Below are 14,472 nucleotides of genomic sequence, written 5' to 3'. Positions count from 1 at the left end.
CCCGGCAGCGGAGTTACCGCCCCGGTCGAGGCGGGCGCACCGAGTCGCGGACGACGACATGGGTGCCCAGGACCAGATGCTCGGCCTCGGCCGGCCGGCCCGCGCCGGGCCCGGCGAGCACGTCCCCCGCCCGCCGGTCGGCGACCGCCCGCAGCGCGACCCGCCCCATCTCCTCGTACGGCACATGGACCGTCGTGAGCTGCGGCGTCACATGCGAGGCGAGCGGAATGTCGTCGTACCCGGCGACCGACACGTCGTCCGGCACCCGCAGGCCCGTCACCTTGAGCGCCTGCGTCGCGCCCGCCGCCACCACGTCCGTCCCCGCGAGGACCGCCGTGAAGTCCGCGCCCCGCGCCAGGACTTCGCGCACCGCCGAGAAACCGTGCTCGTAGTCGTAGCTGCCGTGCCGCACGAGCCCGGGGTCGAACGGCACCCCGTACGCGTCGAAAGCGCGCCGCGCGCCCTTCAACCGGCCCTGGGCGGTGGTCAGTCCGGCCGGGCCCGGCAGTACCAGGACCCGGCGGTGGCCCGCCGACAGGACGTGGCTGGCCATGGCGTAGGCCCCCGCCTCGTTGTCGTAGTTCACCGTCGTCGCCGGCACGTCCCCCTCCAATGGCGGCCTGCCGACCAGCACCAGATGCGAGCCCGCCGCGTCCAGCGACCGCGCGAACCGGCCCATCCGCGTCTGGTACTCCGTGCGGTCGTAGGCCCCGCCGAGCAGCACCACCGCGGCCACCCCCTGCTGGCGCATCGCGTTGACCAGCGCCAGCTCCCGCTCCGGGTCGTCGCCCGTGGTGCCGACCAGCGAGAGCCAGCCGCGCAGCGTCGCCGCGCCCTCGACTCCCTTGGCGACGTGGGCGAACGCGGCACCCGTGATGTTGTTCATCAGGATCGCCACCGTCGGCGTGCCCCCGCCCGCCAGCGACCTGGCGTGCGCGTTGGTGACGTAGTCCAGCTCGCGGACCACCTTCATCACCCGGTCCCGAGTGGCCGCGGCCACCGGGTAGTTGCTGACCCCCAGCACCCGGGAGACCGTCGCCACCGAGACGCCGGCCCGGCGCGCCACGTCCTTGATGGTCACCCTGCGCCCGGCCTGGCGTTCACTCACCGGCACGGCTCCCTCTCGTCTCAGGCGACCCTGGCGAGGTCCGCATGCCGCACCTCGTGTTCCAACGGCCGCTCCCCGGCGAGCCGTTCGGCCTCCGCGACGACGATCTCGCCGAGCCGCGCCAGCTCGTTGCCGAGCGAGCCCGCGATGTGCGGCGTGAGCACCACGTTCGGCAGCGTGTAGAGCGGCGAGCCGGCCGGCAGCGGCTCCGGGTCGGTGACGTCCAGGACCGCCTGGAGACGGCCCGACACCAACTCGTCGGTGAGCGCGGCGTGATCGACCAGCGCGCCCCGCGAGGTGTTGATCAGGAACCCGCCGTCGGGGATCAGCGAGAGCCGGGCGCGGTCCAGCATGTGGTGCGTCTCGGGGATGTCGGGCGCGTGCAGGCTGACGATGTCACTGCGCGTCAGCAGCTCCTCCAGGGACAGCAGCCGGGCCCCCAGCGCCGCCGCCTCGGCGGTGTCGACGTACGGATCGTGCAGCAGCACCTCGAAGTCGAACGGCCGCAGCAGCTCCAGCAGCCTGCGCCCCACCCGGGAGGCGCCGATCACCCCGACCCGGCGGCCCAGGTTCCCGATCGGCGCGGTCTCGGCGGACGTCGGCTGCGTGTGCGTGCGGCGGTAACTCTCGCGCAGGGCGAAGAAGTTCTTCCCGGCGAGCAGGATCATCGCGAGCGTGTACTCGGCGACCGGCACGGCGTTCGCGGTGACCGCGCTGGACACGCGCACCCCCCGCTCCCACAGGGCGTCCCCGACGAGGGAGCGCACCGACCCCGCCGCGTGCAGGACGGCGCGGAGCTTCGGGGCGGCGGCGAGCGCCCGCTCGTCGAGGCGGGGGCAGCCCCAGCCGGTGACCAGGATCTCCGCCCCGGCCAGCGCGGACGCCGCCGCCGGGTCGGCGAGGTCCCGCACGACGAGCGCGGGGTCGATGTCGGCCGTCCGGCGCAGCCGCGCGAGCAGCGGCTCGGGGAACAGCAGGGGGAGGTGCACCGGATCCATGGCGAACACGGCCCTCGGCAACTGGGCGCTGGGCATGACTCTCCTGAGGATGCGTACGGGAAACGGTTACTGAAAGCGTCTTCTACCGTAGATCTGCCGTTGAGTCAGGGTCAATCGGTAACCGGTTGTTGCCTGTGTGGGTGGGTGGGTCGTGTGAATCCGGCGGGCGGGGCAGGGGGTGGCGAGGCGTTCGGGCGGCTGATCCGTACGGTGTCGGCGCAGGTCAGCTTGGCATCTCAGGGGCGGTTTCGGCTAGTTGGGCGACGGGTTCCGGTGCGTCCGGAGTTTTCGAAAACGTGCGCAGACTCTTGACGCGCCCCGTGTCGCGGCAGAAGCTCAGCCCACTCGGTCGTAGCAACCGGTTGCTATGCATGATCCGGGTGAGCCGCTGTCATGCCCGTCTGTCTCTCCGTCTGTCTCTCCGTCTGTCTCTCCGTACGTCTCAGGAAGGCGATACCCCATGCGCTCCCATGCCGCCGCCCCTCCCAGCCGCCGCAGGTTCCTCGCGCTGTCGGCCGGCGGGGCGGGCGCGGCGGCGCTCAGCGGCTGCGCCCTCCAGGTGTCCGGCTCGGTCGGCGGCGGGGGCGAGACCGTCACCATGATGGTCTCGCCCGGCGACATCACCCCCGACCAGGTCAGGCAGGCCAAGCGGAAACTCGGCATCGGCGTCGAGCTGGTCAAGTGGGACATCACGAAGCTGATCGCCATGCTGACCAGCGGAAACCCGCCCGATCTGGTGCGCGGGGTGGGCGCGGTGGACGCCGCGTACTTCGCCGCCCGCGATGTCGCCGAAGTCCTCGACCCCTACTTCGCCCGCTCGACGGTCCTGCGGGCCGACGACCTCGACCCGGTGAACGACCTGTGGCGCTTCGACGGCCGCACCCAGGGCAAGGGCCCGCGCTACGGCATGGCGAAGGACTTCTCCCAGGACTCCATGTACTGGTACAACACCGCCGTCTTCGACGAGGCCGGCCTCTCCTACCCGCCCGAGACCGAGCCCGTCACCTACGAGGAGTGGGCCGAGAACGCCCGCCGGCTGGTCCGGCGCAGACAGGGCCAGACCATCGTCTTCGGCGGCAGCTACGCGGGCCTCACCCGCTCCACCCTCCTCGCGACGATGACGGCGTCGGCGGGCGGCAGCCTCTTCAGCGACGACTTCAGCCGCGCCGACTTCACCACCCCCGAGGCCCGCAAGGCGCTCGCCTGGTACATCGACTACTGCCGCACCAAGGTCGGCCCGAGCCTGATCCAGCCCGACCCCAACGGCTGGGACGGCCCCACCTACCAGGCCGGACGCATGGCGATGACCAACAGCGGCTACTGGCTCGGCGGCATGATCGCCACCGACCCGAAGCTCGCCGAGGTCTCCCGCCTCGCGCCCGCCCCCGTCTTCGCCGGCGGCCCCCGCATCAGCGCCTGCCAGGGCGGCACCGGACTGTGGATGCCGAAGAAGGCGAGGAACAAGGACGCCGCCTGGCGGGTCTTCGAGTGGTTCTTCGGCGAGGAACCAGCCAGGGAACGCGCCGCCGGCGGCTGGGGCATCCCGACCCTCAAGTCCCTGCGCTCCCTGATGCCTCGTCAAGAGACGTACCAGCAGCGGACGCTGCGGGTGCAGGAGGACGAACTCAAGCGGTTCTCCGTCGTCTCCTTCACGCCCTACACCCGCGCCGACGCCCTCGACGCGCTCTTCAATCAGGTCGCCCCCGCGGCGATGAACGGCCGGATCTCCGTCGACGCGCTCGCCGGACGGCTGAACGACGTCGTCAACGAACAGCTCAAGCGCGGTAAGGAGCAGGTGGGATGACGGTCGATCAGATCACCGGGCCGGCGCCGGCCGAGGCACCGCCGACCCGGCACGGGCGAGGGCGTGGGCGTGGCACCAGCATGGTCGCCCGCCGGCAGCGCGCCTTCTACCTCTTCACCTCGCCCTGGATCGCCGGCTTCCTGCTGCTGACCGTGATTCCGATGGGGTACGCGCTCTGGCTCAGCTTCACCACCTTCGACGGCCTCTCGCCGCACTGGAGGTACATCGGCCTCGGCAACTACCGCGAGCTGATCCACGACCCGGTCACCTGGGACGCGCTCGGCCGCACCGGGCTCTTCGCGGTCACCTCCGTCCCCCTGTCGATCGCCGCCGGACTCGGCCTCGCCGTCCTCCTCAACCGCCCGGTGAAGGCACGGGGGTTGTTCCGGACGCTGATCTATCTGCCCGCCGTCGTCCCGCCGGTCGGCGCCGGGCTCGCCTTCAAGGCGCTGTTCGACCAGAACTCCGGTGCCACCAACGGGGTGTTGACGTTCCTCGGCTTCGACGCCGTCGGCTGGCTCGCCGACCCCTACGCCCGGTACGTGCTGCTGATGACGGTGCTGTGGGCGGCCGGCAACATCATGATCATCTCGCTGGCGGGGCTCCAGGACGTCCCCCGCGAACTCCACGAGGCCGCCCGCCTCGACGGGGCGAGCGCCTGGCGGACCTTCCGCAGCGTCACCGTCCCGCTGCTGTCGCCCGTCCTGCTCTTCCAGACCGTCACCGGGATGATCGCGTCCGTCCAGACCATCATGCCGCTGCTGCTCGCGCCGCTCGGCGACACCACCGGGATCACCACGGTCCCGCAGTCCAACTACCTCTACATGATGCACGTGTTCGCGCAGTACTTCGCGCTCGGCCGCTACGGCTACGCCTCCGCGCTGCTGTGGGTGCTCTTCGTCATCATCCTCGCCGTGACGGGCCTGCTCTTCCGGTTCACGTCCGGCGCGGTCTTCTACCACGTCGACCCGGAGGCGAAGAAGTGACCACGACCGTCCGAGTCCGCACCGGCCGCCTCGCCCTCTACACCGGACTCGTCGCCCTGACCGGCCTGTTCCTCGGCCCGTTCGGCTGGCTGATCCTCACCGGCCTCAAAACGCAAGGGGAGTTGGCGGCCTCGCCCGTCCACTGGCTCCCCGACCACTTCCAGTGGCACAACTTCGCCGACGCCTTCACACAGATCGACTTCCTCGGCTACGCCCGCAACTCCCTGATCATCGCCCTCCTTTACGCCACCCTCGTCACCCTCAGCTCCGCCTGGGTCGGCTTCGGCTTCGCCCGGCTGTCCGCGCCCGGCAAGAAGACCCTGTTCGGCATCCTCATCGGCTCGATGATGCTGCCCCAGATGATCACCCTGCTGCCGACCTACCTCATCTTCGCCAAGCTCGGCATGGTCGACACCTACTGGCCCTGGGTGCTGTGGGGGCTGTCCGCCGCGCCCTACCTCGTCTTCCTCTTCCGGCAGTTCTTCGCCGGGCTGCCCCGCGAACTGGAGGAGGCCGCCATCATCGACGGCGCCGGCTATACGGGCATCTTCTGGCGGATCTTCCTCCCGCAGTCCTGGCCCGTCCTCTCCGCGAGCTTCATCATCGCCTTCACCTGGACCTGGGGCGACTACATCGCACCCCAGCTCCTGCTCTCCACCGACCGCACCACCCTCGCGGTCGCCGTGATGACGACGTACGTCAACGAGTCCGGCGCGCCCGTGCCCGAACTCCAGGCCGCCGCCTCGGTGATGTACGTCGTGCCGATCCTGCTGGTCTTCCTCGTCGCCCAACGCGGCTTCGTGGCCGGCATGTCGACCTCCGGCCTCAAGTAACTCCCCGTCGAGCCAAGCGCCTTCGCCGTTTCGAGCCTTTCCGCCAAGGAGCCCCCGCATGAACACGCCCCTCTCCCGCCGCACGGCCCTCCAGGCGGCCGGCGCCGCCACGCTCGCCGCCGGCCTGTCCGGGGTGACGGCCGGTACCGCCCGCGCGGACGACACCGACTCCACGCCCAGGCTGGTGACTTACCCCCGCCCGGCGGCCATGCCGACCAACACGAGCTACAAGGTCCGCGTCCGCACCGCACAGGGCGACTGGCAGACCCTGGACATCTGGCGCCCCCAGCTCAGCGAGATCAACGCGGCCACCGGCTCCAGCAAGGTCTACAACTCCTCCCTGGTCTCCTTCGACTTCCACGGCCCCGTCGAGATCGAGGTGACCTACCTCAAGGGCGGCACCACCAAGGCCCGCGTACGGCCCGACTCGTACGGCATCACACCCGAACTCCTCGGCGACACCCTCCGGTTCACCCTCGACGAACCCCGCAACGTCGTCGTCCAGATCAACGACGACGTCTTCGACACCCTGCACGTCCTCACCGGCCGCGTCGACCCGCACCCGCCCAAGGCCGACGACCCGGACGTCGTCTACTTCGGCCCCGGCGTGCACACCACCGCCGACGGCACCCTCAAGGTCGCCGAGGGCCAGACCGTGTACCTCGACGGCGGCGCCGTCCTCAGGGCCACCGTCCTCTTCCAGAACGTGCGCAACGCGCGCCTGACCGGGCGCGGGTTCATCAACTCCGTGTCCGGCGGCGGGGCGTTGGTCGAGCACAGCGAGAACATCCGGATCGAGGGCGTCACCATGCTCAACCCGAACGGGTACGCCACCCAGCTCGGCAACAGCAGGAACGTCCACATCGAGGGCCTGCGCTCGTTCAGCTCCAAGGGCTGGGGCGACGGCATCGACGTCTTCTGCAGCGAGAACGTCGTCGTCGACGGCGTCTTCATGCGCAACTCGGACGACTGCGTCGCCATCTACACGCACCGCTGGAACTACTACGGCGACACCCGCAACGTCACCGTCCGCAACGCCACCCTCTGGGCCGACGTCGCCCACCCCATCAACGTCGGCACGCACGGCAACACCGAGAGCCCCGAGGTCATCGAGAACCTGCGTTTCGAGAACATCGACATCTGCGACCACCGGGAACCGCAGATGAACTACCAGGGCTGCATCGCGCTGAACCCCGGCGACTCGAACCTGATCCGCAACGTCCACGCCGAGGACATACGGATCGAGAACTTCCGCTGGGGCCAGGTCATTTACATGAAGGTCATGTACAACACGAAGTACAACACATCGGTCGGCCGGGGCATCGAGAACGTCTACGTCAAGAACCTCACCTACACCGGCACCAACGCCAAGCCCTCGCTCTTCCTCGGCTACGACGCCGAACACGCCATCAGGAACGTGACGTTCGAGAACCTGGTCATCAACGGGCAGGCCATCGCGGACTCCATGAAGAAGCCGGGCTGGTACTACACGACCGACGTCATGCAGTGGTTCGCCAACGAGCACGTCATCAACCTGCGGTTCATCACCACGGCGGAAGCGCAGGCCGCCCAGTGAGCCCGCTCAGCCGCCGCGGGCTGCTCACCTCGTCCGCGGCCCTGTTCCTCGCCGCCGGCACGAGCACCCTGACCGTGCCGGCGGCGAGCGCCAACGCCCTTACAGGTCAAGGGAGTTCGCGCTTCGCCCACCCCGGTCTCCTGCACACCGCCGCCGACCTGGCCCGGATGAAGGCCGCCGTCGAGGCGAAGCAATCGCCGGTGTATGACGGCTACTTGGCGCTCGCCGCGCACGCCCGCTCGCAGAGCACCTACCCGGTCCAGAACACCGGCCAGATCGTTTCCTGGGGCCGGGGCCCCACCAACTTCCAGAACCAGGCCGTCGCCGATTCGGCCGCCGCCTACCAGAACGCCCTCCTGTGGGCGGTCACCGGCGACCGCGCCCACGCCGACAAGGCCCGCGACATTCTCAACGCCTGGTCCGCCTCACTGACCGCCGTGACGGGAGCGGACGGCCCCCTCGGCGCCGGCCTCCAGGGCTTCAAGTTCGCCAACGCCGCCGAACTCCTGCGCCACACCGGCTACGACGGCTGGGCCGAGGCCGATATCGCGCGCTGCGAACGGTCGTTCCTCGACGTCTGGTACCCGGCGGTCTCCGGCTACATGCTGTACGCCAACGGCAACTGGGACCTGACGGCCATGCAGACCATCCTGGCCATCGGCGTGTTCTGCGAGGAGCCCACCCTCGTCGAGGACGCCCTGCGCTACGCGGCGGCCGGAGCGGGCAACGGCAGCGTCGCCCACCGCGTCGTCACGGCGGCCGGCCAGGGCCAGGAGTCCGGCCGCGACCAGGGCCACGAACAGCTCGCCGTCGGCCTCATGGGCGACATCGCGCAGGTCGCCTGGAACCAGGGCGTCGACCTGTGGGGCTTCGACGGCAACCGCGTCCTCGCGAACGCCGAGTACGCCGCCCGCTACAACCTCGGCGGCGACGTCCCCTTCACCCCCGACCTCGACCGCACCGGCAAGTACCTCAAGCGGTCCGTCTCGGCCATCGGCCGCGGCAACCTCCCCCCGGCCTACGAGATGTACCTCGCCCACTACACGGGCGTGCGCGGCCTCGACGCCCCCCACACGCGGGCCGCCGTCTTCCGGGGTGCGGGCGGCGCACGTGTCGTCGAGGGCGGCAACGACGACCTGCCGAGCTGGGGCACCTTCACCTACGCCGGCACGACCGCCCCGGCGCCGGCGATCCCCGCGCCCCCGGCCGGGCTGATGGCGGCGGGGGAGGAGCGCGAAGTCCGGCTGGCGTGGCTGCCGTCGGCGTACGCGGACGGGTACGCGATCCGGCGGGCCACCCATCCCGCCGGGCCGTTCACGCTGCTGGCGAGCGGGGTGCGCGAACCGGCGTACACCGACACCGCCGTCCGGCCCGGACGGGCCTACCACTACACCGTCACCGCCGCCAACGCCCTCGGCGGCAGCGGGAGTTCGACGGTGGTCGGCGCCCACGCCGGGCTGCCGGGGCCCTGGTCGAGCGGGGACGTCGGGGCGGTGCAGATCCCCGGCTCCACGGTGTACGACGGGGAGCGGTTCGTGCTGGAGGCGTCCGGGACCGCCGACACCCACCGGTTCGCCCAACTCCCGCTGCACGGCGACGGATCGGTCACCGCGCGGATCGTGTGGCCGCTCAGCTCGCAGTACTCCAAGATCGGCGTCACCCTCCGCGACTCCGCCGACCCCGGCGCGGCGCACGCCTCGATGCTGATCCAGGGACTGCCGCTGCACACCTGGAGCGGCGTGTGGACGGTCCGCACGACCACCAACGGCCCGGTGAGAGCGACCGGTTCCACCCCCGTCCCGCCCTCGCAGCAGGAGTCGATCACCACCCGCGCCGCCTTCCCCCTCTCCGACCTCGGCACCCTCCCCGAGTCGGCGACCCCGCTCGAAGCGCCGTACGTCGAGGGCGCGGGCGACGGCTACCGGCTGCGCGCCCCCTACTGGGTCCGCGTGACCCGCACGGGCCGCCGCCTGACCGGCGCGATCTCCCCGGACGGCGTCCACTGGACCCAAGTCGGCGCCACCGACGTCGAGTTGGGCCGCACGGTCCGCGCGGGACTCGTCCTCACCTCAAGCCTCGGCGTCGACGAGGCGTACGCCGAGACCGGCACCGGCGCCTTCGACAACGTCACGGTCACCGACAGCGCCGGAACCGTCTGGAGCGTCCCGCGCCCGACCCGCACCGCCACCGACCTCAAGTCGGGCCCCGACGGCCTCACGTGGACCGATCCCGATCTCTCCGCCCGCTACACCGTCCTGCGCGCCCCGCGCCCGGACGGGCCGTACCGGACGGTCGCGGCCGACGTCGGCCCGGTCGGCTTCGGCACCCGCATCCGCTGGACCGACCCGACCGCCGAGGCCGGCCTCACCTACCACTACGCCGTCGCGAAGACCAACTCGTCGGGCCGTGGCCCGCGTTCACGCGCGGTGGCCGCCTCGGTCCCCGGCGTCCGTGAGCCCCGGGCCCGCGTCGAGAGCGACGTCCCCGCTCCCTGGACCGCCGCCGACCTCGGCGACATCGTCACCGACCCGGCCGCCTTCGCCACCCTCGGCGTCGTCGCCGTCCTCACCCCCGGCAGCACCACGTACACGGACGACACCTTCACGGTGAAGGGCGCGGGCGACCTCGGCGTCAACAACCAAGGGATGACAGGGCAGTTCGTGCGGCAGCCGGTCAGCGGCGACTGCACGGTCACCGCCCGGCTGCTCTCCCGGGAGGGCGCGAGCGCCGACCGGGTCGGGCTGCTGATGACGAAGTCCCTGAACCCCTTCGACCAGGCCGCCGGAGTGATCGTCACCGGCGGCACCACCGCGCAGCTCATGCTGCGCCCGACGGTCGCCGGAGCCTCCGCGTTCACCGGCACCACCGCCGTCCAACTCCCCGCTCTGCTGCGGCTGAAGCGCACGGGAACCGCTTTCGCCGCGGCCGTCTCCACCGACGACGGCGTCACCTGGACCACCCTCGCCGAGGGCACGGTCCCGCTCTTCGGTGACGCCCCCTACCACGTGGGCCCGGTGGTCTGCTCGCGCAGCCAACTCGCCCTCGCCACCGCACGGTTCACCGAGGTGATCATCACCTCCGACTAGACGGGAGCCCCACCCCCATGAGCCGCACTCCCCAACTCCCCACCCGCCGCACCCTGTTGAAAACGGCGGGCGGCCTCGGCGCCGCCCTCGCCCTCGGCGGAGCGGCCTCCGCGCTGACCCCCACCACCGCGGACGCCGCCCCGGCGACCTTCACCCACCCCGGCATGCTCCACAACGCCGGTGACATCAACCGCGCCAAGGTCCGCGTCGCCGCGGGCACCAACCCCTGGCTGGCCGGCTGGAACAAGCTGACCGCCAACTCCCACTCCGCGTCCACCTGGACGAACCGGGCCACCGCGACGATCGTGCGCGGCGGCACCGGCGAGAACTACCCCCAGCTCTACAACGACATCGCCGCCGCCTACCAGAACGCCCTGCGCTGGCGCGTCGCCGGCACCGAGGCCAACGCGGCCTGCGCCGCGAACATCCTCAACGCCTGGTCGAGGACGCTGACGTCGGTCACCGGCAACGCGGACCGCTTCCTCGCCGCCGGGATCTACGGCTGGGAGTTCGCCAACGCCTGCGAACTCATGCGCGGCTACCCGGGGTTCGACCTCGCCGCCGCGCAGGAGATGCTGGCACGCGTCTTCTACCCGCTCAACAACCAGTTCCTGACCGGCCACAACGACGCCTGCATCACCAACTACTGGGCCAACTGGGACCTGTGCACCATGGGTTCCGTCATGGCGATCGGCATCCTCAACGACGACGCCGCCAAGTACGACCAGGCCGTCACCTACTTCAAGTCCGGCGCGGGCAACGGCTCCATCAAGAACGCCGTGCCCTTCCTCCACACCGACTCCGACGGCTACGCGCTCGGCCAGTGGCAGGAGTCGGGCCGCGACCAGGGCCACAGCCTGATGGGCATGGGCCAGATGGGCGCGATCTGCGAAATGGCCTGGAACCAGGGCGACGACCTGTACTCCTACGACGACCGCCGGTTCTTCAAGGCCGCCCAGTACGTCGCCAAGTACAACCTCGGCCTCGACGTCCCCTTCACCACCTACACCTGGGGCACCGGCCAGAACTGCGCCCAGCAGTCCCAGACCGCCGTCTCCGCCACCGCCCGCGGCCAGGCCCGCCCCGTCTGGGCCCAGCTGCACTTCCACTACAAGGGCAGGCTGAACCTCGACGACAAGTACATCGCCCAGATCTACGCCACCGTCGCCCCCGAGGGCGGCGGCGGAGACTACGGCACCACCAGCGGCGGCTTCGACCAGCTCGGCTTCGGCACCCTGATGTACGCCAAATAGCCCCCTGAACGCCTCGTGCACCGGAATACCGGGCGCCTTCGTGGTGCTCTGGTACTACCGGTGCACGAGCGCGGCGAAGGGCTGGTGGGCGTATGACAGCAGGCCGGACGGCAAACCAGACGGACCCGGTGGCGAAGACCCCCCACGGGACCGTACGCGGCAGGTACGAGCAGGGCATCGCGGTATTCAGGGGCATCCCCTACGGGGCACCCCCCTTCGGCCCCCGCCGGTTCCTGCCCCCCGTACCCCCTGAGTCCTGGTCCGGAGTCCGCGACGCCGGGTCCTTCGGGCCGACGGCTCCGAAACCGCCGTACTCGGAGGCGTTCGCGCAGTACCTGTCCGACCCGGACATCCCCGGGGACGACTGTCTCAACCTGAACGTGTGGACGCCCGAGCCGGGACCCGGCGCGCGCCTGCCGGTCGTCGTCTGGTTCCACGGCGGCGCCCTGACCAGGGGTTCCTCCGCCGTCCCGGTGTACGACGGCAGCTCCTTCGCCCGCGACGGCATCGTGTTCGTGTCCCTGAACCACCGGCTCGGCGTCGAGGGCTACGGCCTGTTCCCCGACGCCCCCGCCAACGCGGGCCTGCGCGATCAGCTCGCCGCCCTGGAATGGGTGCGCGAGGCGATCGCCGGGTTCGGCGGCGACCCCGACAGGGTCACCCTGATGGGGCAGTCGGCCGGCGCGATCAGCATCGGCGCCCTCGTCGCCGCCCCGCGGGCGCGGGGCCTGTTCCGGCGGGCGGTGCTGCAGAGCGGCGCGCCCGAGGCCGTGGACCGGGACAAGGTGCGGCGGATGGTGCGCCGGATGGCGGCGAGGCTGAAGGTTCCCGCGACCGCCGAGGCGTTCGCCGCCGTCGACCGCGAGCTGCTGCTGCGCACCCAGGCCGAGGTGGGCCGGCTCTCCAGCCCCGTCCTCGGCGGGCCCGCGTTCGGGATCGTCGTCGACGGCGACCTCGTGCCCCGCGACCCGCTCCAGGCCCTGCTCGACGGCGACGCCGCCCGGGACGCCGGCCTCCTCCTCGGCTGGACCAGCGACGAGTACCGGCTGTGGCTCGTCCCCGGCGGCCTCGTCGAGCGCGTCGACCGGCTCGGACCCGTCGCCCTCGCCGGGGCCATGGCCCGCTGCCACTGCGGCTCCGAGATCCCGCGCGGCTACCGCGCCCTGCACCCGGACGCCGGGCCCGCCGAGATCGTCGGCCAGATGGTCACCGACCACATGCTGCGCCGCCCCCTGCACCGGCTGGCCGACGCCCGCCCCGGCACGACGTACGCCTACGAGTTCGCCTGGCCGTCCGGGCGGCCCGGACTCGGCGCCTGCCACTCCCTCGAACTCGGCTTCGTCTTCGACTCCGGGGACGCGCCCGACTCCGTCCGCCTCGCCGGCGACGATCCGCCGCGCGCGCTCGCCGCCGAGATGCACGGCGCCTGGGTCCGGTTCGCGCGGACCGGCGACCCCGGCTGGCGCGCCTGGGACGCCGGGCACCCCGTGCGGATCTTCGGGGACGGACCGGCGCGCACGGCGGCCGGGCCGCGCGACGCCGAGCTGGCCCTGTGGGATGCCGAGCCCGCCGTCCCGCACCAGACGCCCGCCCCGCAGCCCTTGCCCGCCCGCTCCCTGCGCGGCACCGAGCTGCGGTCCGTCGTCCGCCGCCTGCGCCGCGCGGCCACCGACCGGGCCCGCTGACCTACCGCATGTCCTTCGGCGGCTTCACCGAGTCACGGACCACGACGTGCGTCCCCAGCAGCAGATGCTCGTCCGAGGCCCCCGGCGCCCGCCCCAGCGCGGTGCGGACGGCGACCCGGCCCAGCTCCTCGTAGGGGACGTGGACGGTCGTCAGCGCCGGGTACAGGTCGCGGGCGTAGGGGATGTCGTCGTACCCGGCGAGCGACACGTCGTCCGGGACCTTCAGGCCCGCCTCGTGCAGGGCGGTCAGGGCGCCCGCCGCGACCATGTCCGTCGCGGCGACGACCGCCGTGAAGTCCAGACCGTCCGCGAGGGCCCGGCGCATCAGCCGGTGCCCGGAGTCGCGGGTGAAGTCGCCGTGCAGGACGAGGTCCGGGTCGACGTCGACACCGCGCGCCCGGTGCGCGCTCACGTAACCGCGCTCGCGGCCCTGCGCCGTCGTGTGGTCGGGGCGGCCCCCGAGGAACAGCACCCGGCTGTGGCCCTGCGCGAGGACGTGCGCCACCAGCGCGTGCGCGCCGGACTCGTTGTCGTACTCGATGACCGTGACCGGCGCCCCCGCGTCCAGCGGCGGACGGCCGCACAGCACCAGCCGCGACCCCACCGACGCCAGCAGGTCCGCCATCCGCCGGGTCCGCTCCCGGTACTCCGGCGTGTCCGCCGTCCCGCCGACCAGGATGACGGCGGCGGCGCGCTGGGCCCGCATCATCTCCACGAACTCGGTCTCCTGGCGGACGTCGCCCTCGGTGCCGCACACCAGGCACAGGTGCCCGTTGCGGGCGGCCTCGCGCTCCACCCCGTACGCCATCAGCGCGAACGACGGACCGGTGATGTCCTCCAGGACGAACGCCAGCGTCGGAGTACCCACGCCCGCGATGGCCTTCGCGCGGGCGTCGGCGACGTAGTTCAGCTCGCGCACCGCGCGCACCACCCGCGCGCGGGTCTGCTGGCTCACCGGGTAGACCCCGCCGAGCACACGCGACACGGTCGCCGCCGAGACACCCGCGCGGGCCGCGACGTCGCGGATGTTGCTGCGCGCCGGGTCGCTCTTCCTGGTCATGTTCCGCCCCTCCTCGCCCCGTGCCCGGAAGACCGCCGCGCCGTGCGCCACGGGAACTGCGGAAACACTTCCGGGAAACGGTT

Annotated in this window: 10 protein-coding genes; 7 read left to right on the top strand and 3 right to left on the bottom strand. The window is 71.8% G+C overall.

Annotated elements, in window-relative coordinates; genetic code table 11:
• Positions 1 to 13: 13 nt before the first annotated feature.
• Complete coding sequence (locus IAG44_RS08450) at positions 14 to 1,108, bottom strand: LacI family DNA-binding transcriptional regulator (protein WP_187746506.1); 1,095 nt, start codon at positions 1,106 to 1,108, stop codon at positions 14 to 16.
• A gap of 20 nt (positions 1,109 to 1,128) precedes the next feature.
• Positions 1,129 to 2,142, bottom strand: coding sequence for a hydroxyacid dehydrogenase (locus IAG44_RS08445; RefSeq protein ID WP_187746505.1), 1,014 nt, complete (start codon positions 2,140 to 2,142; stop codon positions 1,129 to 1,131).
• Positions 2,143 to 2,566: 424 nt separating this feature from the next.
• Between IAG44_RS08445 and IAG44_RS08440 the strand changes: the two genes are divergently transcribed.
• From IAG44_RS08440 to IAG44_RS08410, 7 genes are all read left to right on the top strand, one after another.
• The gene (locus IAG44_RS08440; RefSeq protein ID WP_187746504.1) at positions 2,567 to 3,910 is read left to right on the top strand and encodes an extracellular solute-binding protein; all 1,344 of its coding nucleotides are present in this window, start codon (positions 2,567 to 2,569) and stop codon (positions 3,908 to 3,910) included.
• The gene (locus IAG44_RS08435; RefSeq protein WP_187746503.1) at positions 3,907 to 4,896 is read left to right on the top strand and encodes a carbohydrate ABC transporter permease; all 990 of its coding nucleotides are present in this window, start codon (positions 3,907 to 3,909) and stop codon (positions 4,894 to 4,896) included. The genes IAG44_RS08440 and IAG44_RS08435 overlap by 4 nt, the downstream gene beginning before the upstream one ends.
• On the top strand, positions 4,893 to 5,729 hold the full coding sequence (locus tag IAG44_RS08430; protein ID WP_187746502.1) for a carbohydrate ABC transporter permease: 837 nt from the start codon (positions 4,893 to 4,895) through the stop codon (positions 5,727 to 5,729). Before IAG44_RS08435 ends, IAG44_RS08430 begins: the two co-directional genes overlap by 4 nt.
• Before the next feature lie 58 nt (positions 5,730 to 5,787).
• Positions 5,788 to 7,305 (top strand): glycosyl hydrolase family 28 protein, encoded by a 1,518-nt coding sequence (locus IAG44_RS08425; protein WP_187746501.1) that lies wholly within the window; start codon positions 5,788 to 5,790, stop codon positions 7,303 to 7,305.
• Complete coding sequence (locus IAG44_RS08420; protein WP_187746500.1) at positions 7,302 to 10,391, top strand: alginate lyase family protein; 3,090 nt, start codon at positions 7,302 to 7,304, stop codon at positions 10,389 to 10,391. The genes IAG44_RS08425 and IAG44_RS08420 overlap by 4 nt, the downstream gene beginning before the upstream one ends.
• Positions 10,392 to 10,408: 17 nt before the next feature.
• Positions 10,409 to 11,644, top strand: a complete 1,236-nt coding sequence (locus IAG44_RS08415) for an alginate lyase family protein (RefSeq protein WP_187746499.1) — start codon at positions 10,409 to 10,411, stop codon at positions 11,642 to 11,644.
• A gap of 128 nt (positions 11,645 to 11,772) precedes the next feature.
• Complete coding sequence (locus IAG44_RS08410; protein WP_425508429.1) at positions 11,773 to 13,329, top strand: carboxylesterase/lipase family protein; 1,557 nt, start codon at positions 11,773 to 11,775, stop codon at positions 13,327 to 13,329.
• Position 13,330: 1 nt separating this feature from the next.
• Here IAG44_RS08410 and IAG44_RS08405 read toward each other — a convergent pair whose 3' ends face one another.
• On the bottom strand, positions 13,331 to 14,389 hold the full coding sequence (locus IAG44_RS08405) for a LacI family DNA-binding transcriptional regulator (protein WP_187746497.1): 1,059 nt from the start codon (positions 14,387 to 14,389) through the stop codon (positions 13,331 to 13,333).
• Positions 14,390 to 14,472: the final 83 nt, after the last annotated feature.

This window comes from Streptomyces roseirectus, assembly GCF_014489635.1.
Classification (GTDB): domain Bacteria; phylum Actinomycetota; class Actinomycetes; order Streptomycetales; family Streptomycetaceae; genus Streptomyces; species Streptomyces roseirectus.
This window is presented reverse-complemented; position numbering and strand designations above follow the sequence as displayed.

What these genes read in the sequence shown, in the direction of transcription:
- IAG44_RS08445 (WP_187746505.1), bottom strand. Translation starts at nt 2,142, where the DNA reads ATGCCCAGCGCCCAGTTGCCGAGGGCCGTGTTCGCCATGGATCCGGTG.
- IAG44_RS08440 (WP_187746504.1), top strand. Translation starts at nt 2,567, where the DNA reads ATGCGCTCCCATGCCGCCGCCCCTCCCAGCCGCCGCAGGTTCCTCGCG.
- IAG44_RS08435 (WP_187746503.1), top strand. Translation starts at nt 3,907, where the DNA reads ATGACGGTCGATCAGATCACCGGGCCGGCGCCGGCCGAGGCACCGCCG.
- IAG44_RS08425 (WP_187746501.1), top strand. Translation starts at nt 5,788, where the DNA reads ATGAACACGCCCCTCTCCCGCCGCACGGCCCTCCAGGCGGCCGGCGCC.
- IAG44_RS08415 (WP_187746499.1), top strand. Translation starts at nt 10,409, where the DNA reads ATGAGCCGCACTCCCCAACTCCCCACCCGCCGCACCCTGTTGAAAACG.
- IAG44_RS08405 (WP_187746497.1), bottom strand. Translation starts at nt 14,389, where the DNA reads ATGACCAGGAAGAGCGACCCGGCGCGCAGCAACATCCGCGACGTCGCG.